General features: G+C 36.0%; 28 protein-coding genes and 2 pseudogenes. 9 read left to right on the forward strand and 21 right to left on the reverse strand.

The window, feature by feature from the left end:
• Positions 1 to 31: 31 nt before the first annotated feature.
• The 3 genes from LMF32_RS12245 to istA form a co-directional block, all read right to left on the reverse strand.
• Positions 32 to 643, reverse strand: a complete 612-nt coding sequence (locus LMF32_RS12245; protein ID WP_230524914.1) for a DNA-3-methyladenine glycosylase — start codon at positions 641 to 643, stop codon at positions 32 to 34.
• Between the two features lie 204 nt (positions 644 to 847).
• Positions 848 to 1,597, reverse strand: coding sequence for an IS21-like element helper ATPase IstB (istB, locus tag LMF32_RS12250; protein WP_230523475.1), 750 nt, complete (start codon positions 1,595 to 1,597; stop codon positions 848 to 850).
• On the reverse strand, positions 1,594 to 3,144 hold the full coding sequence (gene istA / locus LMF32_RS12255; protein ID WP_242597301.1) for an IS21 family transposase: 1,551 nt from the start codon (positions 3,142 to 3,144) through the stop codon (positions 1,594 to 1,596). The genes istB and istA overlap by 4 nt, the downstream gene beginning before the upstream one ends.
• 445 nt (positions 3,145 to 3,589) lie before the next feature.
• Between istA and LMF32_RS12260 the strand changes: the two genes are divergently transcribed.
• Positions 3,590 to 4,084, forward strand: coding sequence for a hypothetical protein (locus tag LMF32_RS12260; protein WP_230524915.1), 495 nt, complete (start codon positions 3,590 to 3,592; stop codon positions 4,082 to 4,084).
• A 449-nt stretch (positions 4,085 to 4,533) separates the two neighbouring features.
• Here the strand turns inward: LMF32_RS12260 and LMF32_RS12265 are convergent, their stop codons facing one another.
• The 14 genes and pseudogenes from LMF32_RS12265 to LMF32_RS12330 form a co-directional block, all read right to left on the reverse strand.
• Positions 4,534 to 4,770: a hypothetical protein gene (locus LMF32_RS12265; protein ID WP_230524916.1), complete on the reverse strand. Its 237-nt coding sequence runs from the start codon at positions 4,768 to 4,770 to the stop codon at positions 4,534 to 4,536.
• Between the two features lie 252 nt (positions 4,771 to 5,022).
• Entirely contained in the window at positions 5,023 to 5,658 is a 636-nt protein-coding gene (locus LMF32_RS12270) for a DUF4145 domain-containing protein (protein WP_230524917.1), read from the reverse strand.
• A 174-nt stretch (positions 5,659 to 5,832) separates the two neighbouring features.
• Positions 5,833 to 6,027, reverse strand: a complete 195-nt coding sequence (locus tag LMF32_RS12275) for a ribosomal-processing cysteine protease Prp (protein ID WP_278046303.1) — start codon at positions 6,025 to 6,027, stop codon at positions 5,833 to 5,835.
• Between the two features lie 3 nt (positions 6,028 to 6,030).
• On the reverse strand, positions 6,031 to 6,306 hold the full coding sequence (locus LMF32_RS12280) for a hypothetical protein (protein WP_230524919.1): 276 nt from the start codon (positions 6,304 to 6,306) through the stop codon (positions 6,031 to 6,033).
• Positions 6,272 to 6,439 (reverse strand): hypothetical protein, encoded by a 168-nt coding sequence (locus tag LMF32_RS12285; RefSeq protein ID WP_230524920.1) that lies wholly within the window; start codon positions 6,437 to 6,439, stop codon positions 6,272 to 6,274. Before LMF32_RS12285 ends, LMF32_RS12280 begins: the two co-directional genes overlap by 35 nt.
• Positions 6,440 to 6,498: 59 nt before the next feature.
• The gene (locus LMF32_RS12290) at positions 6,499 to 7,236 is read right to left on the reverse strand and encodes a phage portal protein (RefSeq protein ID WP_230524921.1); all 738 of its coding nucleotides are present in this window, start codon (positions 7,234 to 7,236) and stop codon (positions 6,499 to 6,501) included.
• On the reverse strand, positions 7,226 to 7,471 hold the full coding sequence (locus LMF32_RS12295) for a hypothetical protein (protein ID WP_230524922.1): 246 nt from the start codon (positions 7,469 to 7,471) through the stop codon (positions 7,226 to 7,228). The genes LMF32_RS12290 and LMF32_RS12295 overlap by 11 nt, the downstream gene beginning before the upstream one ends.
• Before the next feature lie 343 nt (positions 7,472 to 7,814).
• Positions 7,815 to 7,898 (reverse strand): annotated as a pseudogene (locus LMF32_RS12300) (terminase); the annotation flags it as partial.
• A 106-nt stretch (positions 7,899 to 8,004) separates the two neighbouring features.
• Positions 8,005 to 8,751, reverse strand: coding sequence for a hypothetical protein (locus LMF32_RS12305; protein ID WP_230524923.1), 747 nt, complete (start codon positions 8,749 to 8,751; stop codon positions 8,005 to 8,007).
• 142 nt (positions 8,752 to 8,893) lie between these two features.
• Positions 8,894 to 9,415 carry a hypothetical protein gene (locus tag LMF32_RS12310; protein ID WP_230524924.1) on the reverse strand — a complete coding sequence of 174 codons (522 nt, stop codon included), beginning with the start codon at positions 9,413 to 9,415 and terminating at the stop codon, positions 8,894 to 8,896.
• Between the two features lie 12 nt (positions 9,416 to 9,427).
• Positions 9,428 to 9,571 (reverse strand): hypothetical protein, encoded by a 144-nt coding sequence (locus LMF32_RS12315; RefSeq protein ID WP_230524925.1) that lies wholly within the window; start codon positions 9,569 to 9,571, stop codon positions 9,428 to 9,430.
• Positions 9,572 to 9,893: 322 nt separating this feature from the next.
• Positions 9,894 to 10,124 (reverse strand): hypothetical protein, encoded by a 231-nt coding sequence (locus LMF32_RS12320; protein WP_230524926.1) that lies wholly within the window; start codon positions 10,122 to 10,124, stop codon positions 9,894 to 9,896.
• Entirely contained in the window at positions 10,115 to 10,384 is a 270-nt protein-coding gene (ssb, locus tag LMF32_RS12325) for a single-stranded DNA-binding protein (RefSeq protein ID WP_230524927.1), read from the reverse strand. Before ssb ends, LMF32_RS12320 begins: the two co-directional genes overlap by 10 nt.
• Before the next feature lie 136 nt (positions 10,385 to 10,520).
• A complete protein-coding gene (locus LMF32_RS12330) occupies positions 10,521 to 11,906 on the reverse strand; it encodes an ISNCY family transposase (protein ID WP_230523879.1) in 1,386 nt (461 codons plus the stop codon).
• Positions 11,907 to 12,077: 171 nt separating this feature from the next.
• Here LMF32_RS12330 and LMF32_RS12335 point away from each other — a divergent pair, with 171 nt between their 5' ends.
• From LMF32_RS12335 to LMF32_RS12360, 6 genes and pseudogenes are all read left to right on the forward strand, one after another.
• Entirely contained in the window at positions 12,078 to 12,554 is a 477-nt protein-coding gene (locus LMF32_RS12335; RefSeq protein ID WP_230524928.1) for a hypothetical protein, read from the forward strand.
• Between the two features lie 3 nt (positions 12,555 to 12,557).
• Positions 12,558 to 12,977 carry a hypothetical protein gene (locus LMF32_RS12340; RefSeq protein ID WP_230524929.1) on the forward strand — a complete coding sequence of 140 codons (420 nt, stop codon included), beginning with the start codon at positions 12,558 to 12,560 and terminating at the stop codon, positions 12,975 to 12,977.
• A gap of 122 nt (positions 12,978 to 13,099) precedes the next feature.
• A pseudogene (locus tag LMF32_RS13640) lies at positions 13,100 to 13,204 on the forward strand (helix-turn-helix transcriptional regulator); the annotation flags it as partial.
• A gap of 51 nt (positions 13,205 to 13,255) precedes the next feature.
• Positions 13,256 to 13,411 carry a hypothetical protein gene (locus tag LMF32_RS12350; protein WP_230524930.1) on the forward strand — a complete coding sequence of 52 codons (156 nt, stop codon included), beginning with the start codon at positions 13,256 to 13,258 and terminating at the stop codon, positions 13,409 to 13,411.
• Between the two features lie 288 nt (positions 13,412 to 13,699).
• A complete protein-coding gene (locus tag LMF32_RS12355) occupies positions 13,700 to 14,269 on the forward strand; it encodes a DUF5067 domain-containing protein (RefSeq protein WP_230524931.1) in 570 nt (189 codons plus the stop codon).
• A gap of 98 nt (positions 14,270 to 14,367) precedes the next feature.
• Entirely contained in the window at positions 14,368 to 15,747 is a 1,380-nt protein-coding gene (locus tag LMF32_RS12360; protein WP_230524932.1) for an SIR2 family protein, read from the forward strand.
• A gap of 141 nt (positions 15,748 to 15,888) precedes the next feature.
• Here LMF32_RS12360 and LMF32_RS12365 read toward each other — a convergent pair whose 3' ends face one another.
• Positions 15,889 to 16,995 (reverse strand): IS4 family transposase, encoded by a 1,107-nt coding sequence (locus LMF32_RS12365; RefSeq protein WP_230524403.1) that lies wholly within the window; start codon positions 16,993 to 16,995, stop codon positions 15,889 to 15,891.
• Positions 16,996 to 17,656: 661 nt separating this feature from the next.
• Between LMF32_RS12365 and LMF32_RS13645 the strand changes: the two genes are divergently transcribed.
• Positions 17,657 to 17,782: a hypothetical protein gene (locus LMF32_RS13645; protein WP_278046304.1), complete on the forward strand. Its 126-nt coding sequence runs from the start codon at positions 17,657 to 17,659 to the stop codon at positions 17,780 to 17,782.
• 125 nt (positions 17,783 to 17,907) lie between these two features.
• Positions 17,908 to 19,050, forward strand: a complete 1,143-nt coding sequence (locus LMF32_RS12370; RefSeq protein ID WP_230524933.1) for a site-specific integrase — start codon at positions 17,908 to 17,910, stop codon at positions 19,048 to 19,050.
• A gap of 142 nt (positions 19,051 to 19,192) precedes the next feature.
• Here the strand turns inward: LMF32_RS12370 and lepA are convergent, their stop codons facing one another.
• The 3 genes from lepA to dnaK all read right to left on the reverse strand — a co-directional run bounded on the left by lepA (position 19,193) and on the right by dnaK (position 24,938).
• Positions 19,193 to 21,016, reverse strand: coding sequence for a translation elongation factor 4 (gene lepA, locus LMF32_RS12375; protein ID WP_230524934.1), 1,824 nt, complete (start codon positions 21,014 to 21,016; stop codon positions 19,193 to 19,195).
• A gap of 768 nt (positions 21,017 to 21,784) precedes the next feature.
• Positions 21,785 to 22,927 (reverse strand): molecular chaperone DnaJ, encoded by a 1,143-nt coding sequence (dnaJ, locus tag LMF32_RS12380; RefSeq protein WP_230524935.1) that lies wholly within the window; start codon positions 22,925 to 22,927, stop codon positions 21,785 to 21,787.
• A 178-nt stretch (positions 22,928 to 23,105) separates the two neighbouring features.
• A complete protein-coding gene (dnaK, locus tag LMF32_RS12385; protein WP_092479951.1) occupies positions 23,106 to 24,938 on the reverse strand; it encodes a molecular chaperone DnaK in 1,833 nt (610 codons plus the stop codon).
• Between the last annotated feature and the right edge of the window lie 27 nt (positions 24,939 to 24,965).

Genomic DNA, 24,965 nt, shown 5'->3' on the forward strand with positions numbered 1-24,965 from the left:
TTTCACTCTTTTTGTTTGTTTTAAAGTTGGATTACTGCCATCCTAGATCAAGATCGACTGTTCCTTTTTTTCTGGAAACATAAGGATTTCCACCTACTGTAAAGCGAAGCGGCTCATCTGTCCACTTCCCTTTATTCGGGATGCCTATTCTTGGGCTGGCAATAATGTTTTTTGGTATGCGTCTTTGGTCAGAAGACAAATACAAAGGTGGTTCAGAAATAGACGTTCCATAGTCCTCTCTTGTGATTCCCATGGCTTTAGTCAGCTTTCCAGGACCATTCGTCACACCGAGACCTGACATGTTTCGCCTTGCTTCCATCAACTCTACTCCACTGTGTGGTTCCAAAGCACGAATCAAAATCCCTTGAGGATTTCCTGCTTCTTTAGCGACGATGTTCAACATGGTGTGTGTATGCATCTGGTAGATATAGATCGTTCCTGCCGATTGGTACATAGCCTCTAATCGAGGTGTTTTCCGCAAACCAAAACTATGTGCTGCTTGATCCATTTCTCCCAAATAAGCTTCTGTTTCAACGATCCAACCAGAAGTCACGCCTTCTTCAGTTTCTTTGATCAATAAACATCCTAATAATTGCTGTGCAAGTTCTTCAGTAGGTAAATCTTTATTAAACCAAAATGACATTCAATCCCTCACTCATACATATTTTTGTCTCCTCTCCAGTATACCTTATATTCATGCAAAATTTATACCTAAATACTCTTACGATGCAAAAAAGCCTGCTAAAAATAGTGGTATCGTATTTTTTGTTGACGTCAAGTAGAAATCGGCAATTTATGCTAATTAATTTTCCACACATTCTGCTTGATAAGTTTCGGCACTTTTTTGTTACGTAAACATGCTTTGACGGTTCTTCATTCGATAACTCTCATCATTCATTTGAACAACCTCTACGCGATGAAGGAGACGGTCTAGTATAGCCGTCGCAATCCCCTCATCTCCCAGTAGTTCTCCCCACTGATCTGGACTTTTGTTGGAAGTGAGAATAATTGAACTTCGTTCATATAAGTGATTGATTAAGTGAAAAAATTGGTTCGCTTCTCGTTGATCCATAGCCATATACATCAAATCGTCAATAATAATTAAATCAGCTTTCTTAATTCGACCTAATGCCAATTGAGATTTTCGAGTATACTCGCTTGTTTTCAGTATTGTCATCAGTTCTCCCATTGGGAGAAACATCACTTGATATCCTTTTTCAATAGCTTCTAATCCCATTCCTATTGCCAAATGCGTTTTTCCTACACCAGGGGGACCAAGCAGGATAAGGTTATATTGCTGTTCAAGCCAATTCATTTCTTTTAGCTGTTTCATTTGGCGCTCTGTGAGGCTTGTTTGTTCACTTAATTCATAAGCCTCAAGTGTTTTATGATAAGGGAATTTAGCCCATTTTAATCGCTTTACTTTGTTTTTCTCTTCGCGTTTAGTCAATTCAAAAGTAAGTAGATGATCTAAAAATTCATGGTACGTCCAAGACTGTTGTTCTGCTTCTCGCATAAGAGTGGGAAGCTCTAGCGATACTTCAGCTAAACGAAGTTGCTTAAAGGCTAGCTGAAGAGGTTCGAGACCTGTGCTCATCTTGTTTCACCTCCTAAAAGTTTTGTGTACTCGTTAATGGAGCGAGTCGAAACTGTGATAGGTGGAGTAGAGGGATTCAGAGAAGTCAGAGGCTCTTCTAGTGTCGTTTGGCGAATAGTAGGCGGTTTTTGACTAGCTATGTATGCCGCGACATCTCGGAAGTCATTCGCACTCCATAATTTTTCTACAATACATTTTTCTAAAGTGGTTTCTCGTACTTCAGGAAAGTCTTGAATGGCTTTTTCCAAGACAAGAAACTGGTCTCGAGCGTATCTCTTATGACTGGCAATGACTTTGTCAATAAAAAAAGCGGCTCTTTGCTCATCCTCAAATAAATGAATCATAGCTTCTCGATACTTTTTGATGGTCTTTGAACGATCTCTTCCATGGTTCCTTTTCTTAATCAATTTCCCTTTCTCCAACGAAATCGAGTGTCTAGTAATTTCTTCTCCACTAAGGTCATTTAAAATCACTAATTCTTGGTCATGAACACTCAAGATAACTTCATTAGAACCAACGGTTTGATAGGTTCCTAGAGGAACTGAATAACGATTTCCTTTGAAGCGAATCGTATTGTCTTTCCCGATTTTTGCTGTTATACTGGCATCAAAAGAAATTTCTTTGCTTTTAAGAGGAGAGACTGGTTTCAAGTGTGCTTTTTCCAGAAGGAACACTGAATCGGGTCTCTTTTTTGTCGTTCCATGCACTTTGTGATTTCCTGTTCGGTCTAACCATGCCCGACATTTCTCGTTCCAATCATCCAGTCCGTTGTACCGTCTATTTTTTGCGAAGTTCGTTTTTACATAACCGACTACACGCTCAATTTTTCCTTTTGTTTCAGGATCCGCTGCTCGGCATAAGTAAACTTCAAACCCACGGGTTTGTTGGTATGACTTAAATTCATGCGTTAATAACAGATCGCCAGCATTTTCATGGACGGCAATGATGTTGTCTTGATCATACATAATTTCTTTTGTTATACCGCCAAAAAAACGAAAAGCTTGTTCATGACAACGGATCGCATCGGTTGTTTTAAATGGACGATCTAACCACTCTACATATTTGTAGCGGCTATGACCCAACACAAAACAGATAAAGTATAACTTTACTTTTTCATTAGTCACTGTTTCTTGCCATATCTCGCCCCAATCCACTTGGATTTGCTCTCCCATCTCTACTTCAGGAATAGCCTCATATTGACGGACTTGTTTCTGTTTCGGTAAAGAGTACCGGTCTCTCAAGTCGGTTACGAAGGACCGTACGGTACTGGATCCAATATTCAGTTTGGGATACTCTTCTAATAACCAGTCTTCCACTTGTGCTGCAGATAAGTCGGGGTGTTCTTTTAACCAATCCACAATAGTCGTTTCATAGTGGTCCAACTTTTTTTTCCTATTTTGAAGAGAGTGGGTCCACTGGACCATGTCTTCAAAATCCATAGTTAAGTATTTCCTGACAGTATCTCTATGAACCCCAACCTTTCTTTCAATCTGGCTTTTATTGAATCCTAATCGATTCAATCGGTGTATCTCATAGTATAAGTTCATTTTTGTTTTGTTCACCTTTCATCCTCCAATTCAAGTTATACCATTCTAGTATAATCGAACTGGGTGTTTTTCTGAATAAAAAGTGCCGAAACTAATCAAGCAATAATTGTTGATTCTAGTTTAGCATTCACATTTTTAGTATATAAATAAATTATTAGTGCTGAGCTATATCTTAAAATTAATATTCATTTTTACTCTAAGAAAGACTAATTATTTATTGTTTAAACTAAATATTAATTAATTTTTTAAACTATTCTTATAAAAAATAATCTAATTGATTTCCTTAAATAAAAAAACACAATATGTAGTATTTGTTTTCGTTTAATAAAACCCGTTATCAACAACATGTTGATTGTTGTGCAATTTTAAATTATAATTAGTCTATATAAATCGACCAATCTACCAACTGAGATTTATATAAAAATAAATTAAGTGAGGTAAAGAAATGGATTATACTAGAATGATTTTAACTGAACATCTCGTCAACAGTGTTATTAATCCCTATACAGACAAAGATTTTAATTTAATATTTAAAATTAACAATAATTTCTATATAGGTTCTTTTATAAAAACTGATGAGCACTATAGAAATTATACTTTAAGTTTTGATGGTATGTGGGGATATAACAAAAACTACAATATCTTTAATATAGATAACGTGAGTACTACTCAAAATATTAGAAGTGCTTTCTTTGAATTTGCATTCGGAAATGAAAAGAATTCAGTAAATATGGAGAAATATATTTTTCATCCTGATTTCGTTTTGCGCGACATCATATCTTTTGCTGAACAATATGAATCAGAGTTTTTAAATCCAACTGTCAAAGATATTAAATGTATATATAACCTCAAAAATATTGATACTGGAAAAACATTTGAATTTTATCTGATTTCTGATGAAGACATAGTACCTATATCATTAGTTAAGCAAGAAAATTGATATCTAGTTTAAAAAACCGTCTCAATGAGACGGTTTTTTTGCTCTTATCTCACTCACTCCCTATCAGCTTCAAACTAGGCTTACCATCAATATCCTTGTCAATTTCACGATAGAAGTATTATACGTTTCTATGACTTCAGTTACATGACAGTGAAGAGTTCTTCTAATTTCTTGGACAATAAGTCTGTATTACCCCAAATACGTTTGGAGTAGTTGGATCCTTGCCATCTCGTATCGAAAACATTTCAGACTTGCTTAGTAGACATTTCTTTGAATTCAGGAACAACAGTATCTTTCTTTATTTCAATACGACGATAAACTTTGCCTGTTTTTGCATCCGACAGCTCGATGAACGTTTTGTCATCTTCAAATGCATAGGCGGGATACTTACCATCATCAAACAGCTTTAAAGCTGATTCAGATTTCCCGATGATTGCTTCAGCACTCGCTTAATTGTAAGTTTTTTCAATCACATAGATGTAGTAATCAATGGATCGCCTGAGCTGCACATCTGCGACTTGTTTCGATACCAGATAAGACTTAGCTTTTAAATCTTCTAAGCGAGTGATGCGCCTTTTTACTGCTATGCCTGTCAAATAGTTCTGTGCTTGCTTCTTGATTCCAGCATTTTTGACCGTTTTAACAATAGATTGCAGCTCTACAACGTTCGTTGAATCAACGGACATGTTCATGACTTTCTTTACTTCAGCTTCAGACATTCCAGATTTAGCGAGGTAACGCCTGTAAATCTTTTTGCCTTTTTCTGTTAAATAGTTCTATGCTTTTTGATAAGCGTTCATGACTTTAGTTTCAACGCGGTTTAGTTCTTCGTGTACCTTTATGTCTTGATCACCCGCACGTCTATTCCAGTAAGGTAGCTTCTTTTTCTTCTTTACTATATAGTCACTATCTTTTCTAGGTAAAATAAAAAGACCTGGTTAGAGGTCTTCTTTTAAATATTCAAAATTTATTACTAACAGCATCTCTAAAAACTTTAAAGTTGTTTCTGCTTCTTCTTTCGTTTTTGCATCTTTTTTGTGCGTAGCATCGTTGCCCGTTGTCCTAATTTTGTCAACCCACGCTTTTGAATTTTTAGGAATATAACCATTATTATCTAAAAATTCAACATAGAAAGCAAAACTCTTCCCATCTTCAGCACCAAAATGGATTGCTATATTTGATAAAGCTTTTCTCGACAGTAGTACTGCCCCTGTAAATGCTGCAGCAGAAAAAGAACTCCGTGCTTCATTATAAAGATAACCTACATCTTCAGGCAAATCAGCGATTTCTTTTCCGAAACTCGGCATCGGAAACTGCTTATTTTCTTCATTGAAATAGGTAGGGAAATCACAATGAGGACATAGATATATACCATACTCCATTGAACTATTTGGAGCTATGTCGTCGCTGTATTCACTAATGTATTCTCTTACATATCCTTCGTCAGAAGCAACATTTGAACTACAGTTGGCACAAATAAATTTTCTTGATCTCAATTGCACAGTGCCAAACCATTCTCTTTCAGCTTCGTAATCACTACTATCATTAAACATATTTACAGGAACTTTCACCATAAAACTTCACTCCTTTTTTTCTAAATTATACCTTTAAAAGATATAAAAAGAAACGGAGGTTTTGTTAAATACGATTTATTACTAAGTTATCCGGATACTTTTCTTGTATTCCTTCCAACGACATACACATTGAACGCAACAGGATATTGCTATAAGCAGTAGATTTATGAATAGTCACTCAACAACATCATCATCCACTTCTGCATCAAACTCAGCATCGGTTAATTGACGCAATACGTTGACAGTTCCAATAACTAGACTGGAAACAGCTGCACAGACAATGTCACGATCAGAAGGAGCAAAACCTGCATGCCCTTCTACCTTAAACGATGCAATTTCCATCTTTTCCGTTCTTTTTAATCGCCACAAAGATTATTCTGGCACCGCCTCATACACTGATTCGAATAAAGGACCACTCATAACAGAATAACTATTATTTTCTTTGATAATATAGTCACCGATGGATGCTTTTTCTGGGTCCATTATTGTTTGTACATACACACCTTTGAACTCAATGCTATTAGCCAAATCAACCAATTCTTTTTCAGGTAAAGAATCATCACCAACAAATAGTAAAGTATCCTTCATGGGTTCTTTCTGGATTTGAATCGCATCAATGAGTGACTTTTTCTTTTTCTGGTACTTCATCTTCATCCTCCTCGTCTGGTGGGTCATCTAAGTTCTCATGGCTTGCACCTTGACCACCTAGTTGATTCGCTAACTCAATATTCTTTTTCTTCTGTTCAATGAGCTTCTTGATTTCTTCCCCCTGAATCATCAATATCCGGCAACCAAGCTAGAAGTGTTTCTAAAGGCAACATGTCGAACTGCTTTAACGATTTAATCAATGATGTCGCTAGTGTTGATTGGTAAGTTAGGCTTGATTTTAATCTTTGCCCCACTCACATCGATGTTGTTTCTTTTGACATTCCTCATGTTAGCCATTAATTGAAGACGTTGGCGCAGCCCTTTAGTCATATAACGAGACTTGATAGACATCAGCTGCAACAGTCCAAATAATTTGTATTTCATTGCTTCACCTGAGATGTTTCCCGCAAAGTTCTCATCATTCATGTTTGGTACATATGTGACTTTATGGACGTTATCCTCGATGGATTTAGATAACAACTGGATCTTGTGACTCATCGAATGTCTTCGTGAGCCATTCAGCAGCTGCACCATCTTCACCTTTGAGGATTCATCTTTCCCACCGAATAAGAAGTAGTGGTTTGTTTTACCGTTTTTAGTGATTTCAAGAATGTTGTCGCTTCGTAAGTCCTTAACTTTGTACCCTCTAAAGAGGAGAATCGTTTTGAGTAAATTGATGACGTTACGTCTTAGGGATCCAATCGTCTTACCTGTTATCCCGAATTGTTGACCATCAAATGATTGCATGGACCAGATAATATAGGATAACGACTTGATCAATGTTTTACCTGCACGAACAGAACCATCACATATGATTGCATCTTTCTCTTTATGCTTTGGATGCTCCCACCAACTTAAAACCTGCAGCTGTTTGACTGAAAAAGGACTGAAGATAAACGTTGCGCATTTCCTCTTAAATCTAATCTTCATCTGGCCACACCTCTTTATTTGTGACCATTCCATTAATAGTACTCGTGAATCCATCATCTTCGAGTATTTCATCATCGAAGTCGCCGTTTTCAGCTTTAACTCTGTGCAATTGAGCTTTAGTTAACTCTAATCCAGTTTGCATTTGCTCTAATTTCAACCTACGTTCATCAGCAAAAGAAATAAACTGCTTGATAAGAGAACGCAATTCACTCATCGTTCTAGATTGTGCATTCATAAAAGCGACTTGCTTATCCCAAGCGAATTGGATTTCCCATTCCTCAGAACCTCTACCTTCACCATACGATTCTTTTTGCTTTCTTTCGTCATATCATGCTCATTTGTGATAAACATAATCTTCTGCGCTCTTATGATGGCGGTGTACTGGAACATAATTAAATCCCAAATCATATCTGCTTGATTTCTATCTTGAATGACTTCCATAATCTCTTGTGCTTCTTCAGGCAACCTTTTAGCAAAGAGTCCGTGGGTAACATCATTCTTATTTCCTTTTGGAGCGCCACCGCCTTTATTCCCTTTTGCGTACCGATTTTTTTGGGTGCACCATTTTCAGTTCCGTCTCGAGACCAGCCGTTTCTTTGCTTCCAAGATCTGACTGTATTGATGAATACTTCATATTTTTCTGCAATATCTTTGTATTTCATCCTAAGCAGGTAATCTACTCGGCCTGTTCGCGTTTATCCAACTTTCATGTTCACCACCTCCACACACAAGTGTTTGTTTTGTAATTTTATGTATAAAAAAAGACCCTTAGCTGGTCTCTTTTATCTTGATCAAAACTTCTTCGCAATAATAAATTAATTCCGTCAAATTTTTGTTTCTATTACTATCAGACTTAATTCTTCCAAAGTATATTTTTGTAATTCCTAGCAATAGTAATCCATAAATTATAACTTTATAAATAAAAATATTCTTATCTGTAACTTGAATCATATTGAATATGTTTTCCAAGATATAAGGTATGTAAACAGCAGAAATTATTGCGACTAAAAATTCGACATCTTTACTTGTAATTTGACTGATAATCAAATTGCAATTCTTTATTATCTTTCTCAATTCAGAAGCTGATATATTTTTTAGTGCTTTATACTCATCTTCTTTTATTGCTTCTACACTACACAAAAAATCTTTTTCCTTTATTATTCCGTCACCATAATTAGTTATAATATCTAGATGATTTTTTTGATTTCTGTCAGGAATTTTCAGTTCTTCATAATCTTCTGCGATCGTATTTTTATATTCATAGTATGTATATAAAGAAAAAACGATTCCTATTATAGATATTAAGATATAAACCGCAATATTATTAGGTAGAGACAATGAAGGAACTAAAAGACAAAATATAATTAGTATTTGCGTCGAAGTACTAAACATTACTAATAGAATGATTCCTTTTTTATAGTTTGAATGATTATTTACTTGTGAGTTAATTTTATTTATAAATTTCACAAAAATCAGTCCTATTAAATAAAATATACAAAATGTAACAACTTCCAATACTTCATCTCCTTTCGTTACAATTATTATAACAAAAAACTCCTGTAATTAAATACAGGAGTTAAGTAAAGGAGGATATTATTTTTACGCTATCATAATATCATATAAAGACTTGCACTTTTTACCAGATTTTTATCATCAGTTAAATACTTAGCTTTAGAGCATCAAAGCCAAATAACAAAACTGCTACATCATTGATGGCTCTCTTGGTATCTCTATACACAGTGGCTTGCTCTACATTCAATTCGTAACACAGATCTTTAACTGTGACTCTGTTTTCCGTGAGATACCTTTTTTGGAGAATGTTAACCCGTCTTTCTTCTTCAGCACTGCCATGTCTGCAATCCCACTCATAAGCATAAAGCATCCGATCAACATGTCTAAGCATTTTAGCTGTTTTGAATCGGCATTTCATCAATAACTCTAATGTCAATTCAGTCAGATCAAATACTGTGCCTTCTAACTCTTCCGCTTCTGAATCTATTTCGCTACAATGGTCCTTTAATTTGCGATAATTCTTAAGTAAAAGTTCTATATTCATTAAACGGGAATCACGTTCTTCCTTTTGGATCTTCGTCTGATTTTTTTCATATGCTCGGATCGCTTCTTGGGCTGCAACTTCTGTGATGATCTTTAGCTGATTTTTTGTGAGTTCTTTTATCATTCTGTCATCCTCCTAGAATATTATGTTCCACACACTATCTACACCTAACCATATCCATCCAACGATCATCAATGCTATACCTATGATGATTGCGGTAACAGCAATAACAATGACAATCATCCCTATATTAGTGATCACATCTATAAACTTATCCATGGTCCTCCTCCTCAATAGTGTTTTCTAAAACAAAAAAAGAGAACACAAAATTACTGCTCATCAATGAGCAATAATCTGTGTTCTCTTGGGTGTCAAGTCGAACTATAATTTGTATTTTTTACTTGTTTCTTCTTCGATATAAGTAACTCTGCCATTATGGGTACCAAGGCTTACTTTCATGCCCCCGTAATCGGGCAGTTCTTTGAACCAGGCAACTCCATTTGTTATGACTAGTATACCATTTTTTATATTTTTCTGCTTAATATCTTCTATTTCTAATCGAGTAAAATCTAATCTTTCTTACCCCCTCTTTAAAGCTATGTTAGAACGGAAAATCTTCATCATCGATTGCGTAAGAAGACGCACCTTCCGTTAAGTTAGAACTTGTTCCTGTATTGCCATATGTGCTGCTTGATTGGTTTGAATAGTTGTTTTGAGTATTTTTTACTAACCCGTCTCTTTCTGGAGCTTTATTGGCGTTATTTGAGCTGTTTTTGCTATCTAACAGTTCGAACCCGTTAAAGCCATCTACTAGAACCTCAACTACAAACACTTTCTTTCCTTCGCTATTGTATTGTCATAGCTTCTCGTTTGGATTGAACCGTTGATAGCAATTTTCGAACCTTTTTTAGTGAAGTTCGCTAGGTTCTCAGCTTGCTTATCCCAAATCACAAATGGGATAAAATCTGCTTTCTTCTCGCCTTTACTGTAACGAGCAGTTGCTAAGGTTCCATTAGCGACTGCTTTACCATTACTGGTGTATCTAACTTCTAATTCTTTCGTTAATCTTCCTAATAGGTGTACTGCGTTCATTTAGTTTCCTCTTTTCATTTTTTTAACCACTGTGTCAAGCGAAAGTTAAAATGTCCTAAAACCAAGGCTCACATTAATGCAAGCTTTTACTTCGCAAAAGCTTGCATTAATGTGACCGAATTTGTTAAAATTAGTCTTAAGCTGTTTGTTCAGCTTCGTACTCTTCGAGTGTTTTTCCGACACTGCGAAGATATCTTTTGAAAGATTCTAGTTTCCACGGGTGAGATTGTGGGGGAATATACTGGCGTCTTTCTTTTTTTTGCTCTGGAATCGGATCAAACTCTTGTGAGTAGTAGTCATGTTCTTTCAGTCTCCTTGTTGTGTATATTTTTTCAGCTATATTTACATAGATATCTCCGTTAAACGCTTCGATAACCAACACCTTTGATCTTCGCGTGAAGTAGTGCTCTTCACTGCCTTCCGTAGGCAGGTAGTAGTTGTTTTGATACCGAATATGATGCCCACTATCCACTTTTCTATTCGCTACTCGTGCTAATAATAAATTGATTTCTGATTTAGTTGGTGCGTTTTCATAGATGGATTCCTTCGTTTTATTGCCAAACTTCTTATTGAAAGTCCTAATCCATTTCGTTAAAAAGTGATTGGCTTCCTCCATAGATTGTATTCCAGCTAAGTCTAAATCTACAGGAAGTCGTGATTGAACAGTCCCGTTTAAGCGCTCTACGCGGCCTTTAGCTTGTGGAATAGAGGAGGTTTTAATCTCAATACCGAGTTGATGACAGGCAAAACCAAACTGGGTAAAGGTATCTTCTTCGACCGCTTTCATGGCTTTTGATGTGTATTCGAAAACCGTTCGTTTATCTGTTAAAAAAGCTAAAGGGATGCCTTGTTTCGTTAGGATCTGATTGAGCACATGATAATAGCCATTGAGTGTTTCTTGCATATCGAAATAAGCCCCGACGATATTACCAGAAGCGTCATCAATAGCTAAATGGAGATGTGTCACCTCTTTACCAAACCAGTTATAGGAGCTGGCATCCATTTGAATAAGCTCCCCCTGATATTTCTTTCTAGGACGGCTAGGGTGACTTTTTTCGGGTAACTCCATTTGATCTTCGGCTCTTGGAACCAGTGGGTTATAAGACCCTTTTTTACCTTTCATTGATTTAGCTTTGATTCGAGCATTTATTTTCTTACGTGTTTTTCTTTGAGCCTTAGGTGATAGAATATCAGCATGATATAAAATATGACGAATGGTCGTATCGGTGTAACAGATAGCATGATCCTCCTTCAAAATTTCAGTAAAATGCTTCACGTTAGGCTTTATCTTAAAACTTTGATAGAGCTCGATCACTTGTCTTTTTATTTCCTCTGGCACGGCGTGCCTAGCTGTTTTTCCTCTGTTGCCGTGTGAAAAAACAGCTTTTCCTCCTTCTTGATAGTCTTGAATCAATCTGTTGACTTGCCTCATCGAGAGCCCAAGTTCAACACAAGCTCTCTTTTTTTCCTTTCTTTTTTCTGCCACAGCTTTTATTACTTTATATTTCTTATCTTCATTCATCGTTAGTATTATCCTTTTCATGATTTTATTTTATCATTTTGGGACATTTTATGCTTCGACCTACTTAGGACATTATCACGTTCGAACGATATTCCTCTTTTCATTTTTTTAACCACTGTTGTTTAATTCTAATTCTTGCATTATAATTACATATTGAAGTAATAAGGAGGTGTGAAAGCAATTGACAAGCCTAAATTAAAATTAATAGCTAATGGTGGAACAGTCTTTTCAACAGTTGCAGGTATCGTATCTTTCTACTTTGTTCCTACTTCTATAACCTCTATAATTATTGTTACAATATCAATTTTACTTATTTCGCTTGGGTCAGCTCTATATAAGTACGTTAATGAAGTTAACACCTACTTAGATTTTCAAGATAAACAAATTGAAAAGAAGTCAAATTTAATTGACACTCAACAAACTGAAATCAATAATTTATCTCAAAAGCATAAAGCTTTATCTGAGCAATTCACAAAAAAAAGTGAAAAACTAGACAATGCAACCAATTACTTTAATTATTTGTCTACTTTTATTATTCAAGCTCTTTCTTTTACGTCTCCTCCTTATACGAAAAAGCAAGAGAATGAACGATATCAGAACTTACTAAACCTAATTATTGAGTTTAGTAATAAATCAAAGGAGGAATAACAATTGAATTCTAGAATTTTATTAACAGAGGCTTCCGTAGTAAAAATAATTGATGAATACAAGTTAGTTATTAATACAGGATCAAACCACGATGTAAAAAAAGGAGATATTGCAGAAATTTTCGCTATCGGTGAAGAAGTTACTGACCCATCCACTGGGGATTCCTTAGGTACAATGGATATAATTAAAGACGAATTACTAGTCACCATAGTTTATCCTAATATGTCAATCTGTGAAAAAGAAAAAAAAATTACCCAAGTGGGGGCAACTATGACAAGCATAAGTCAAGCTTTTGCTGGACAAACCATTTCAAATCCTCAAAAAATAAGAATTAATCCAGAAGATATTTCTGGTGGTTTTGAAGAGCAAGATTTAACAATTCGTATTGGTGACCCAGTTCGCATATACTCAATTAATGATTAATTAACATTTCTATCAATTTGATTGTTATATAAGAACTAGTTGAAATGTTTAAAACTACTAAAAATCTTAGGAATCTGGAAATTTGCTTCAAGATTTTCATATTAACTTGAAGCAAATTTTTAATTTCGTTCGGTCTTTCTAGACCGGCTTATTCTCATATTGAAAATAACCGGAATGAGCCTGATGGAGAAACATTAAAAAGATTAGCGTCATATTACAATGTAACTACTGATCACCTTCTTGATCATAATGTCCCTCAATGGGCAACAGAAAAAGATATGATGGATCTAGAAGATATGTTAAATAGTAACGTTAATATGGCTTATGGCGGAAAAAGATTAACAGAAGAAGAAAAACAACGTGTTAAGGATGTGTTGACAGGTATATTCTGGGGAAAAATTGGAAAACGTAAACGAAATGATGGCAGTGAATGAAAAGTACGGGGAACATAATCACCGTTACTTTTTAGTCGCTCATGAATTGCACCATGCTATAGTACATAAAGAGTGATCTGGGTACTATGTACAAAATAACGTTACTAGAGGTAAATTGGAAAATGAGGCTAATGCTTTCGCTGCTGCTTTGTTAGTTTGGTACTATAATGAATTATACGATCAATTGTCTAGTTATACGAAAGCGCTTTAATTGGAATTAAGGTTTCCAGAGGATTTATCTGAAGAGTGCTTAAATGACCGCATATATTAATTTGGACGTTTGCCAAAATGAGATTAAATAAGTTGTTGATTGTCCCTCTCTTCTTTCTAGTTAGTGCTTGTGAAAGTGGATCTGTTGAGTCAGTTGATATACCTGATAAATCTTCTTCTGAATCATCCAGCGAGCTTACACAGGCAGAATGGATTGAACAAAATGTTCCGGAATCCGAATTTTTCACCGTTACATACGAAAATGATATTTTGACTACGGAGTACGGTACTTTCGAATTCAAAGAATCAAAATACGTAGAAGTTGCTGATAGCTCGCCTACTGTTATTGTTCGATTTGACTACAAAAATACGACAGATGAGAATCAAAATATCGAGTCTGTAATTTGGAATCATTTTGACGGTAAACAAGTTTTCGAAAATACTACTGAACCGACTGGTTATTTAATAATGTATGAGGAAGATCCTTACTACGATGAATACTATAATACCCAAGTGGAAGTGAATCCTGGCGCAACCGTGCCTGCAGCTTATGGAATAACATTGAACGATTCTTCTGCTCCATTAACACTAGACTTTATTGACGAGCTTGGAGATGTTATTGGATCTAAAGAATTTTTGCTTAAATAAAAAAATAACCCCACTTTGTATGATAAGGAGTGCTTAAAAAAATAAACAGTCTATACGCAAAAATCTTTGTCTACTCTATCATAGAACGGAGGAAAAAAATGCTTCAGGACATAATTGACGATAATAGTTACCCTGTTGTTTTTATAGGTTCAGGTATTTCTAAAAGATACTTAAAAGACTTTCCAACTTGGGAAGAATTACTAAAAGAATATTGGACAGCAATTGGCGAGGATAATAATTTTTACTCATACTTAAGAGATGTAAAGACTACTTTGGATAAAAGTTTGACTAACGAAGAAAAAGATTTTATTGCTAGTACAAAAATAGCTTCTTATATAGATGGAAAATTTGAAGGCCTATTCTATAAAGAAAAAATCATTTTAGATGGCCTAACAATTGATGAAGCATATAAAAATCATGTTTCCCCCTTCAAATATGATCTATCTCAAAAGTTTAAAACTTATGAATTTATTGATGGTATGGAAGAAGAACTTAAGTCGTATAAAAAGTTTCTTTCTAAGGCTAGAGTTATTGTGACAACAAACTACGATATGTTAACAGAGAATTTGCTTGGAGAATTAAATGCTAAACCCAAAATATATATTGGTCAGAACGGATTCTTTGATAGAACGTTGGATTGGGCGGAACTTTATAAAATACATGGTGATGTAAACTATCCAGATAGTATAATCATTAACGAGAATGATTATAAAAGGTATGATTCTAACTCTGTTTTAATCAGTGCAAAAATATTATCAACTCTATTAGAATCTCCGATTATCTTTTTAGGTTACTCTTTAACCGATAGAAACGTTAGAAAATTGCTAACAGATTTTTCATCTCAACTTCCCAAAGAAGACATACGCAAATCGTCCAACAGAATAGTAATTGTCGAATATTTAAAAAATGAAAGTGATCTTATCGAACAAATGAGTAGAGACGAAGCTTTAGATATTGGTTATATTCACATTTCTACTGATAACTATGGAAAATTATATGAAGAAATATCTAAAATTAATGAAGGCCTAACTCCATACGAAGTACTAAGATATCAAAGTGCCATTAAAGAAATAGTACTAGCAGCTGGAACTAAAGGAGCTTTAGATGCTGTATTAGTATCGCCTAATCAACTTAATGACTTAGAAGAACAAATAGCTGCTGGTAAACCTATAGTTGTAGCTTTGGGAAACAAAAAATATATGTTTGTATATCCCGATATTGTTAGCTACTTAAAAGATTATCTTTTTGAAGAAAACGACATTTTACCTTCAATTGCTTTAAAATTTGCCGCAAAGGATGGGAATAAGCTTACCAAAACTCCTTTCTCTAGGTATCTTAAAGAAAACGATGTTTTATCATTAAATCTGGATGATGAGTTGATTATAAAATTGAACAATAAAATCTCCAACATGGGCTCTTTGAATGCAGTCCTCGATTCTTTAACTAATTCAATAAAAAATATCACTAGTGTTGCATAAAAGTAGTCAGAATATTCTGTATTGTTGTTTTTTGGAAAAAAATAAAAAAAAGACAAGTGCTTGCGCAAAGGATGGCTATTTCCAGAAAAATTTTGCTTATTTAGCTGATTCAATGAGCAGTCGACAACAGTTTATTGTGTGTCAACTAGGCACTAAAAGTTCAATCCATTTCTCTGCAGGCTGAAATATGAGATAGCGAAAAAGACGTTTGATTTGGAAAATAGACTGATTCGTTTGGGTTTCTAATTGAATTAAATAGGTTAATAAGCTGGCAATCATGGCTAAAATCAATTGATTCTTGACTCCTTGTTCGCTTCTTGAAAAAAACTTTTTGATTGTCATGTGCTGCTTAATGTGTTTAAAAAACAGTTCTATTTGCCAACGAGCTTTATACATCTCTGCAATTTCAGTAGCTGAGCAGTCAAAACGATTGGTGATAAATGAAAGAATTTTCCCTTTTTGATCTTGAATAGTCACTAACCGAAAGCGGGAAGTTAGGTAATTTTGAGCACCTAATGCGACCATTTGGTCGCTGAGAATAAAATCCTTTTTAGAGTCTGCGAATGTTTCCAGAACATGAAATTTCGTATTTTTTTTGATTCTTGTCACAAAAAAGTAGCCCTGCCAATGCATCTTATCCATTCGTTCAAAATCTAGGTATCCACGATCGAATACATAAGTTGCTTCAGGTTGATTGACTAACACTTCTAATTGATTTGTATCATGTTCAATCGCATTCGTTATCGTAAAATCGTCTGGATAAAGATGCTCATTGTCCATAAAACAGAGTTTTAAGTGAAGTTTGACTCCTGATTTTGTTCTACGAAAATCAGCCCATTGATAAAGATTTTGATTCAGTGAAAAGGTTGAAGAGTCAATAAGATAGAGACTATTTCGTTTATCCACCGGGCGGTTCTTTTTAATCTGACTAAGAAGCTGGTAAAAAATAGCTAATAGAATTTCTGTGTCCATTTTGGAGAGAACTCTGGAAAGCTGAGAATAACTAATACTGTCAATCCCAATCTCTTTCTGCAGTTCTTCGGAAACAAAAGCAGTATCGATATCTCTAAAGCTTTCTTTCTCTTCATTGATAGCATGAAGAAATAGTTGTAGAGCTCGAAAGAAACTAAGTTTCTTCTGGTATTTATCAAAGGTAAGAATCTTTTCACGAATAGCAATCGGTAATTGTTCTAATTTAATTGCCGAAAGCCATTTATTAAAAGCAGAATTTAAGTTATACTTATCCATACGTAGGTCCTTTTTATTGGTCTTGGATAAGTCATCCGAGTTCAGTATAAAGGATTTTTTTGTATATTGGAATAGAACACGCAAGCTCGTGAAACATACGATGTTTCATGCAACACTAGTGAAAAAATATAAATATTAATACAATTCAAGAAATTAAAGAACAAAAATATCCTGCTTCGAAAGAAGTTGACGTAGTAATAAATAATATAAAAAATATTGAATTGAAAGAACTGCAGAAATATATTCGGGAAGACGCTTTTCCTAATTTCGTAAAAAGTAGCAAAGAAAAAACCAATCTTAGAAGTTCATTGAGAAAACTATTTTTTGCGTACGATCTTCTTCTTAACGGAGACTTAGAGTTAATATAAAAAAGTCTTCAAATCCATTTAATATGGATGAAGACTCTTAACTGATCAAGTAAAAGGTTTGCTTCAATAGAAGATTGACCTTTAACTTCAGTTCTATTTTACATTCTCACTTCATTTTTTACAAGCAAAATCAAGTCTGTTAATATTTTTGTGTCACTCATTTATATCATTTTGATATAAATAAAAAATTAATGTATTTATAAATAAAAGCCTATACAGGCTTTTATTTACCACTAAAAAAGAACATCAGTTCGTATTATAATTAACAAAATCCAGTAAAAGGAGTGTTTTCCATGATAATTATCGACAGTTCAGCCCAAGAAATGGATTTTTGCCAAAAAACTTCGGAATTCATGGATGCCCAACAACTTCGTATCTTTGAGATTGATTTTGAATATACGATGTCTGGTTCGATTTGAAAAAGACTAAGATGATTTACCCAGATATCCCTTTAACTGAGCAGGAAAACGTCTAGATGAACGAAGATTGCACTATTTTACATGCAGCAATTAACCAATACAGTAAATATTAAGGAGTGATTTATATGGAAGGATCTGTAAGAAGAAAAGGTAGCAAATGGTATTACTCATTCGAGGGACCTAAAATAAATGGTAAACGCAAAAGGTATGAACGCGTTGGTGGTTATACTAAACAAAAAGCCCTTGACGCATTAAGGAAAGCTTTGAACGAGTTCGAAGAAGCTGGAAATGTATTCGACCCTACTGAAGCATCGGTTCATGATTATTTTAATTTTTGGTATGAAGATTATGTTGTTAGGAATTTGAAATATAATACGCAAGAAAATTATCGCCATACAATGGAACTGCATATATTGCCTTATATCGGTAAATACAAATTAAAAGCAATCACTCCCGCTAACCTCCAAAGAATATTAGATAGTGAATTTGAGAAAGGTTTTGCCAAATCAACTGTCCAAATTATAAAAACTGTTTTGAATACAGCTTTTAAACATGCTGTTTACCCTTATCAGTTTATTAAGCAATCCCCTACTCAATATATAAAAGTGCCGAAATATGATGTTCGAGTTGGTAAGACTCGTGACAGTTTAAAAATTTTCAGCTTAGAAGACTTTAAAAAGATGAATGAGCATGTGGTTCAAGCTAGTGACTTTTATATTCCTATGCATATCGCCTTTCACACTGGGATGAGACGTGGTGAAGTCTGCGGATTGACGTGGGATGATATCAGTTTTGAGGATGAAACAATTAAAATCGAAAAAATCATGATTATGAAACGCGGGACTAAGTACAGTATCGATACCCCAAAAACTCAAAGTTCTTATAGAACTATTAGCATCGGACAAACCTTGATTAATATTTTAAAAAAACATAAACTAAAACAATCAGAAAATAGACTGTTCTACGGCAAGCAGTATCATGAATCGAATTTCGTATGTACTAAACCCAATGGAAATCCAATCACTCCATCGATCATAAAATGGCATTGCGAGCGAATTCGAACAGAAACTGATATAGACTTCACTTTCCATTCTTTTAGACACACACATGCTACTATGCTTTTAGAAAACGGTGCTAAAATGAAAGATGTCAAAGATCGTCTGGGTCACTCTCGTATTTCAACTACTATGGACATCTACTCTCACATCACTAAAAAATCGAAACGAGAAACTGTTGCTATTTTTGAAAACTATCTACAGAATGAATAAACTATTTTCCAACATTTATAACAAAAATTGCCTACCAAAATCATGAAAAAATGATTTTGGTAGGCAAAATGTAGGAAAACATCTATTATTTATTTAGATTACAGTTTTAATTCACGGCATAAACGTTGTTAAAACAAGCTTTCTAGTCTTCATCAATATTCAATACAGACATGAAGGCCTCTTGAGGAATCTCTACTGATCCCACTTGTTTCATACGTTTCTTACCTTTTTTCTGTTTGTTCAACAGTTTTTGGCGTCTTGTCGGGTCTCCACCATATAATTTAGCCGTAACGTCTTTACGGAAAGCTTTAATGGTTGAACGGGCAACGATTTTTTGTCCGATAGCAGCTTGAACTGGGATCTCAAACATTTGACGAGGAATAGTTCCTTTCAATTGTTCTACGATACCTTTACCACGAGTGTAAGCAAAGTCTTTGTGGACGATAAAGCTTAACGCATCGACTTGTTCACCGTTCAATAAGATATCCATCTTAGATAAGTTACTTTGTTTGTATCCAATGATCTCGTAGTCTAAAGAAGCATATCCTTTAGTGCTTGATTTCAATCGGTCAAAGAAGTCAAAGACGATCTCAGACAATGGCAGTTCGTAAATTACGTTGACACGGATTTCATCTAAATAATCCATTGTCAGGAAGTTTCCACGTTTGCGTTGGCAAATTTCCATTACCGCTCCAACGTATTCGTTTGGCACCATAATATTAGCTTTTACATATGGTTCTTCGATTGATTCAATTTTCACCGGTTCTGGCATTTCAGATGGGTTAGAAACTACTAGTTCTTCACCATTTGTTAAGTTAACATGGTAAATAACAGACGGAGCTGTAGTGATTAAGTCTAAATTGAATTCACGTTCCAAGCGTTCTTGAACAACGTCCATGTGCAGCATTCCAAGGAATCCACAACGGAAACCAAATCCTAGAGCTTGAGAGGTTTCTGTTTCGAATTGCAATGCAGCATCGTTTAATTCTAGTTTTTCAAGGGCTTCACGTAAATCTCCAAAACGTGATGACTCTGTCGGATACATTCCACAGAATACCATCGGAGTTAATTTACGGTAACCTTCTAAAGCTTCTTCAGCAGGGTTATTCGCTAATGTGATCGTATCCCCTACACGTGTATCTTGAACTGTTTTGATATTAGCTGTTACATAACCAACATCTCCAACCATCAAGTAATCGCGTTTGATTGGTTTTGGTGAGAAGATTCCAACTTCAGAAACTTCAAACGTTTTACCGTTACTCATCATTTGCATCGTATCGCCTGGTTTGATCATTCCTTCCATCACACGGATGTTCAAAACAACCCCACGGTAAGCATCATAAGCTGAGTCAAAAATCATTGCTTTCAATGGATTATCAACATCGCCTGATGGAGCAGGTACACGTTCAACGATTTGTTCTAATATATCTTCAATACCAATTCCAGATTTTGCGCTCGCTAATACTGCGTCGCTAGCATCAATACCGATAACATCTTCGATTTGTGTACGTACTTTTTCAGGATCTGCGGCTGGCAAGTCGATCTTATTGATGACAGGAATGATTTCAAGGTCGTTGTCCAAAGCAAGGTACACATTAGCCATGGTTTGAGCTTCGATACCTTGAGCAGCATCTACTACTAGAATAGCCCCTTCACAGGCTGCTAAACTACGAGATACTTCATACGTGAAGTCGACGTGTCCTGGTGTATCAATCAAATGGAAGGTATATGTCTCTCCATCTTTTGCTGTATAGTTCAACTCCACAGCGTTCAGTTTGATCGTGATTCCACGTTCTCTTTCCAGTTCCATTGAATCTAGTAACTGTTCTTGCATTTCTCTATCTGCTACAGTGTGCGTCAATTGTAAAATACGGTCCGCTAATGTTGATTTCCCGTGATCAATATGTGCGATGATCGAGAAATTCCGGATCCGCTTTTGGCGTTCCAAATAGTCGTTTTTATTCATTGGTTATTTCCTGCTTTCATTCAAGTATTCCATGAGTATTCTAATGAATTATAACAGTCTAAGGGCTAAATTACAACATTTCCCCGAATACCTGCCTAATCTACTCATACAAATTCTGTTTTTCCTGTTCACTATTCTGAATAATCTTTGAACAAGCCGTACTATAAAAATACCCCTGAAAATTAGAAAACTTTCCAACTTTCGGGGGTTATATTTTAACGTATAGACCTTAGTAAAAACTCTATACTATTTAAATCTTCATTTTAGAGCGTCAGTTAAAATACTCGGTCACTTAAGCCTGACTCCTAAAAATTTCTGGAAGAATCGTGGTGCTAGGAGCCACGTAAAGGATGCAATGTGAATTACAAAACCTTGGCACTTTAGTGCATAGGTTTTGTTTGAAGCTTGCAAGATTGGAGACCATGGCTCCAATCGCTCCCGTGGCTCTCAAAAGCAGCCATGATTCTGGAAGAAATTTCTATACCAACTTTACAAATTGAAGATTTTGTTACGCTCTCTGCTTTAAAACGAGTTGCGAAAAGCAGCCTATGCGCCTATAAGCCAATTCCAACTGTCAGGTAAAGAGCTCATGCCTGTTGGAATTTTCTTATTGTCGATAGGCTAATCGCTTTTCTCCACTCTCTGGTCTAAAACGAGTTCCGCAAACCAGACTCCTTATGATTTCACTACTCACTTTTTGTCGGGGAAAACACCCGACTAAAAGTGAGCTGCGAACTCTACAGGAGTCTAAACGGTTTGCTGCACTCTCTAGTCTTTTTTAAAGACGTCTTTTACTTTGTTGAAGAATGAGCCGTCTTCTTCTATGATAGAAATGTCGCTGGCTTTAGCGAATTCTCTCAATAATTCGGCTTGTTTAGAGTTTAGGTTCTTCGGTGTAACGATGTTTACTTTAACGTGTTGATCTCCTTGACCGGTACCTCTCAACCTTGGAGCTCCTTTTCCTTTGATACGGAAAGTCGTTCCTGTTTGTGTACCAGCTGGGATTTTCAATTTCACTTTTCCGTGGACAGTAGGGACTTGGATTTCGTCTCCTAAAGCAGCTTGCACGAAATGAATTGGTGCTTCGTAATAAATTTCAGCACCTCGGCGTTGGAATTGTTTGCTTGGTTTGACGCGGAAAATCACGTATAGATCTCCGTAAGGTCCTCCGTTTTTACCAGCTTCACCTTGTCCGCTTAGACGCATTTGATCGCCGTCTTCTACTCCGGCAGGAACAGTGACTTTAACCGTGTGACGGTCTTTCACGTGTCCAGCACCCACACATGTTGGGCATTTTTCTTTGATTTCTTGACCAGTACCATTACATACATCACAAACTGAACGAGTTTGGATTCTTCCAAGTGGAGTGTTTCTTTCCACGTTGATCGAACCTGTACCAGAACATTTTGAACACGTTACTGGTGACGTACCTGGTTTAGCACCGTCTCCATGACACGTTTCACATTCTTGCTTGCGATTGTAGCGAATCGTTGACTGTTTTCCGAAAACAGCTTCTTCAAATTCCAGATCTAAAGTATATTGCAGATCTTCCCCTTGACGAGGTGCGTTCGGATTGTATCTTGCACGACCTCCGCCACCGAAGAACGAATCAAAAATATCTTCAAAACCGCCAAATCCACTGCCTCCGAAGCCGCCTCCGCCAAATCCGCCACCAGCTCCAAAGTTAGGATCTGTGCTGGCATGACCGTATTGATCGTATGCAGCTCGTTTGTTAGCGTCGCTTAAGACTTCATAAGCTTCAGCAATCTCTTTAAACTTTTCATCTGCATCAGCTTCTTTGTTGATGTCCGGATGGTATTTTTTCGACAACTTTCGATAAGCTTTTTTTATCTCATCGTCAGATGCCCCTTTAGACACACCAAGAACTTCATAATAATCTCTCTTTGCCATACTTTCCCTCCAATAGCACATGCTCTAACACATTATACTGTTTTAACTCTACCTGCCAGCAACCATTCAGCTGCTTTCAAGTTTCGTACTAAACCTGCTTTAAGAGCATATCATAATGATAAGAAAAAGCCAAAAGCAAGTTTGCCCTGGCTTTTTCTCAAATCTAAAATGTTCGTGCTTATTTGTCGTCTTCTACTTCTTCAAAGTCTGCATCTACAACAGTGTCATCAGAAGCAGTATCCGTTGCTTCGCCTTCTGGGTTTTCACCTTGTTGAGCGGCAGCAGCTTGTTCGTATAACTTAACTGTCAATGCTTGAACAACTTCATTCAACGCATCACGTTTAGTTTTCATGTCTTCAAGATTATTGGCTTCAACAGCAGCTTTCAATTCGTCACGAGCGTCTTCTGCTTTTTTCACTTCGTCTGCGTCAACTTTTCCTTCAAGATCTTTCAATGTTTTGTCAACTTGGAACAATAATTGATCGATTTCGTTGCGCAATTCTACTTCTTCTTTACGAGTTTTATCTGCTTCAGCATTTGCTTCAGCGTCTTTTACCATACGTTCAATTTCTTCGTCTGTTAAACCTGAAGAAGATTTGATCGTGATCGTTTGTTCTTTGTTTGTACCTAAGTCTTTTGCACTTACGTTAACAATACCGTTTTTGTCGATATCAAATTTAACTTCGATTTGAGGAACACCACGTGGTGCAGCTGGAATGTCAGTTAATTGGAAACGACCTAAAGTTTTGTTGTCTGCAGCCATTGGACGTTCACCTTGCAATACATGTACATCAACAGCTGGTTGGTTGTCAGCAGCAGTTGAGAAGACTTGTGATTTGCTTGTAGGGATCGTTGTGTTGCGGTCGATCAATTTAGTGAACACGCCACCCATTGTTTCGATACCTAATGATAAAGGAGTAACGTCTAGTAAGACGATATCTTTAACATCACCAGAGATAACTCCACCTTGGATCGCAGCTCCCATTGCTACAACTTCATCCGGGTTAACTGATTTGTTTGGTTCTTTACCTGATTCAACACGAACAGCTTCTACTACAGCTGGAATACGTGTTGATCCACCAACCAAGATAACTTCGTCGATATCAGATTTATTCAATCCAGCATCTTTAAGAGCTTGTTGAACTGGTTTTTTAGTACGTTCTACTAAGTCGTAAGTCAATTCATCGAATTTTGCACGTGATAAAGTTGTTTCCAAGTGCAATGGACCAGCTTCTCCAGCAGTGATAAATGGCAAGCTGATTTGAGTTGAAGTAACACCTGACAAGTCTTTTTTAGCTTTTTCAGCAGCATCTTTCAAACGTTGTACAGCCATTTTGTCTTTAGACAAGTCAATGCCGTTTTCTTTTTTGAATTCAGCTACCAAGTAGTCGATGATTTTGTTGTCAAAGTCATCTCCACCAAGTTCGTTGTCTCCAGATGTAGATAATACGTCAAATACTCCGTCTCCTAATTCAAGGATAGAAACGTCAAACGTACCACCACCAAGGTCAAATACTAAAACTTTTTCTTCTTTATCTGTTTTGTCTAAACCATATGCTAATGCAGCAGCAGTTGGCTCGTTAACGATACGTTCTACTTCTAGACCAGCGATTTTACCAGCGTCTTTAGTTGCTTGACGTTGTGCATCGTTGAAGTAAGCCGGTACAGTAACAACAGCTTTAGTCACTTCTTCGCCTAGATAAGCTTCAGCATATCCTTTGATGTATTGTAGAATATTTGCTGAAATTTCTTGCGGAGTGTATTTTTTGCCTTCAACTTCTACTGTATAATCTTCACCCATATGACGTTTGATAGAAGCAATTGTATTTGGGTTCGTAATAGCTTGGCGTTTAGCAACTTCCCCTACTTGGATTTCACCATTTTTGAAAGCTACAACAGAAGGAGTTGTACGGTTACCTTCTGGGTTAGGAATGATTTTTGCTTCTCCACCTTCTAATACTGCTACAGCAGAGTTAGTTGTTCCTAAATCAATACCAATAATTTTTGCCATATATAATCCCTCATTCTTTAAAGTTTT

It is taken from the genome of Desemzia sp. C1, assembly GCF_020882875.1.
In the GTDB taxonomy this organism is placed as follows: Bacteria; Bacillota; Bacilli; order Lactobacillales; family Carnobacteriaceae; genus Desemzia; species Desemzia incerta.

Excerpts from the sequence above, each read along its gene's own strand:
- LMF32_RS12370 (WP_230524933.1), top strand. The coding sequence starts at position 17,908 with ATGGAAGGATCTGTAAGAAGAAAAGGTAGCAAATGGTATTACTCATTC.
- LMF32_RS12310 (WP_230524924.1), bottom strand. The coding sequence starts at position 9,415 with ATGATAAAAGAACTCACAAAAAATCAGCTAAAGATCATCACAGAAGTT.
- LMF32_RS12315 (WP_230524925.1), bottom strand. The coding sequence starts at position 9,571 with ATGGATAAGTTTATAGATGTGATCACTAATATAGGGATGATTGTCATT.
- LMF32_RS12295 (WP_230524922.1), bottom strand. The coding sequence starts at position 7,471 with ATGAATGCACAATCTAGAACGATGAGTGAATTGCGTTCTCTTATCAAG.
- LMF32_RS12360 (WP_230524932.1), top strand. The coding sequence starts at position 14,368 with ATGCTTCAGGACATAATTGACGATAATAGTTACCCTGTTGTTTTTATA.
- istB (WP_230523475.1), bottom strand. The coding sequence starts at position 1,597 with ATGAGCACAGGTCTCGAACCTCTTCAGCTAGCCTTTAAGCAACTTCGT.
- dnaK (WP_092479951.1), bottom strand. The coding sequence starts at position 24,938 with ATGGCAAAAATTATTGGTATTGATTTAGGAACAACTAACTCTGCTGTA.
- LMF32_RS12355 (WP_230524931.1), top strand. The coding sequence starts at position 13,700 with ATGAGATTAAATAAGTTGTTGATTGTCCCTCTCTTCTTTCTAGTTAGT.
- LMF32_RS12290 (WP_230524921.1), bottom strand. The coding sequence starts at position 7,236 with ATGAAGATTAGATTTAAGAGGAAATGCGCAACGTTTATCTTCAGTCCT.
- LMF32_RS12265 (WP_230524916.1), bottom strand. The coding sequence starts at position 4,770 with ATGTCCGTTGATTCAACGAACGTTGTAGAGCTGCAATCTATTGTTAAA.
- istA (WP_242597301.1), bottom strand. The coding sequence starts at position 3,144 with ATGAACTTATACTATGAGATACACCGATTGAATCGATTAGGATTCAAT.
- ssb (WP_230524927.1), bottom strand. The coding sequence starts at position 10,384 with ATGAACGCAGTACACCTATTAGGAAGATTAACGAAAGAATTAGAAGTT.
- LMF32_RS12245 (WP_230524914.1), bottom strand. The coding sequence starts at position 643 with ATGTCATTTTGGTTTAATAAAGATTTACCTACTGAAGAACTTGCACAG.
- LMF32_RS12350 (WP_230524930.1), top strand. The coding sequence starts at position 13,256 with ATGATGGATCTAGAAGATATGTTAAATAGTAACGTTAATATGGCTTAT.
- LMF32_RS12260 (WP_230524915.1), top strand. The coding sequence starts at position 3,590 with ATGGATTATACTAGAATGATTTTAACTGAACATCTCGTCAACAGTGTT.
- LMF32_RS12365 (WP_230524403.1), bottom strand. The coding sequence starts at position 16,995 with ATGGATAAGTATAACTTAAATTCTGCTTTTAATAAATGGCTTTCGGCA.
- lepA (WP_230524934.1), bottom strand. The coding sequence starts at position 21,016 with ATGAATAAAAACGACTATTTGGAACGCCAAAAGCGGATCCGGAATTTC.
- LMF32_RS13645 (WP_278046304.1), top strand. The coding sequence starts at position 17,657 with ATGATAATTATCGACAGTTCAGCCCAAGAAATGGATTTTTGCCAAAAA.
- LMF32_RS12280 (WP_230524919.1), bottom strand. The coding sequence starts at position 6,306 with ATGAAGTACCAGAAAAAGAAAAAGTCACTCATTGATGCGATTCAAATC.
- LMF32_RS12270 (WP_230524917.1), bottom strand. The coding sequence starts at position 5,658 with ATGGTGAAAGTTCCTGTAAATATGTTTAATGATAGTAGTGATTACGAA.
- LMF32_RS12330 (WP_230523879.1), bottom strand. The coding sequence starts at position 11,906 with ATGAATGAAGATAAGAAATATAAAGTAATAAAAGCTGTGGCAGAAAAA.
- dnaJ (WP_230524935.1), bottom strand. The coding sequence starts at position 22,927 with ATGGCAAAGAGAGATTATTATGAAGTTCTTGGTGTGTCTAAAGGGGCA.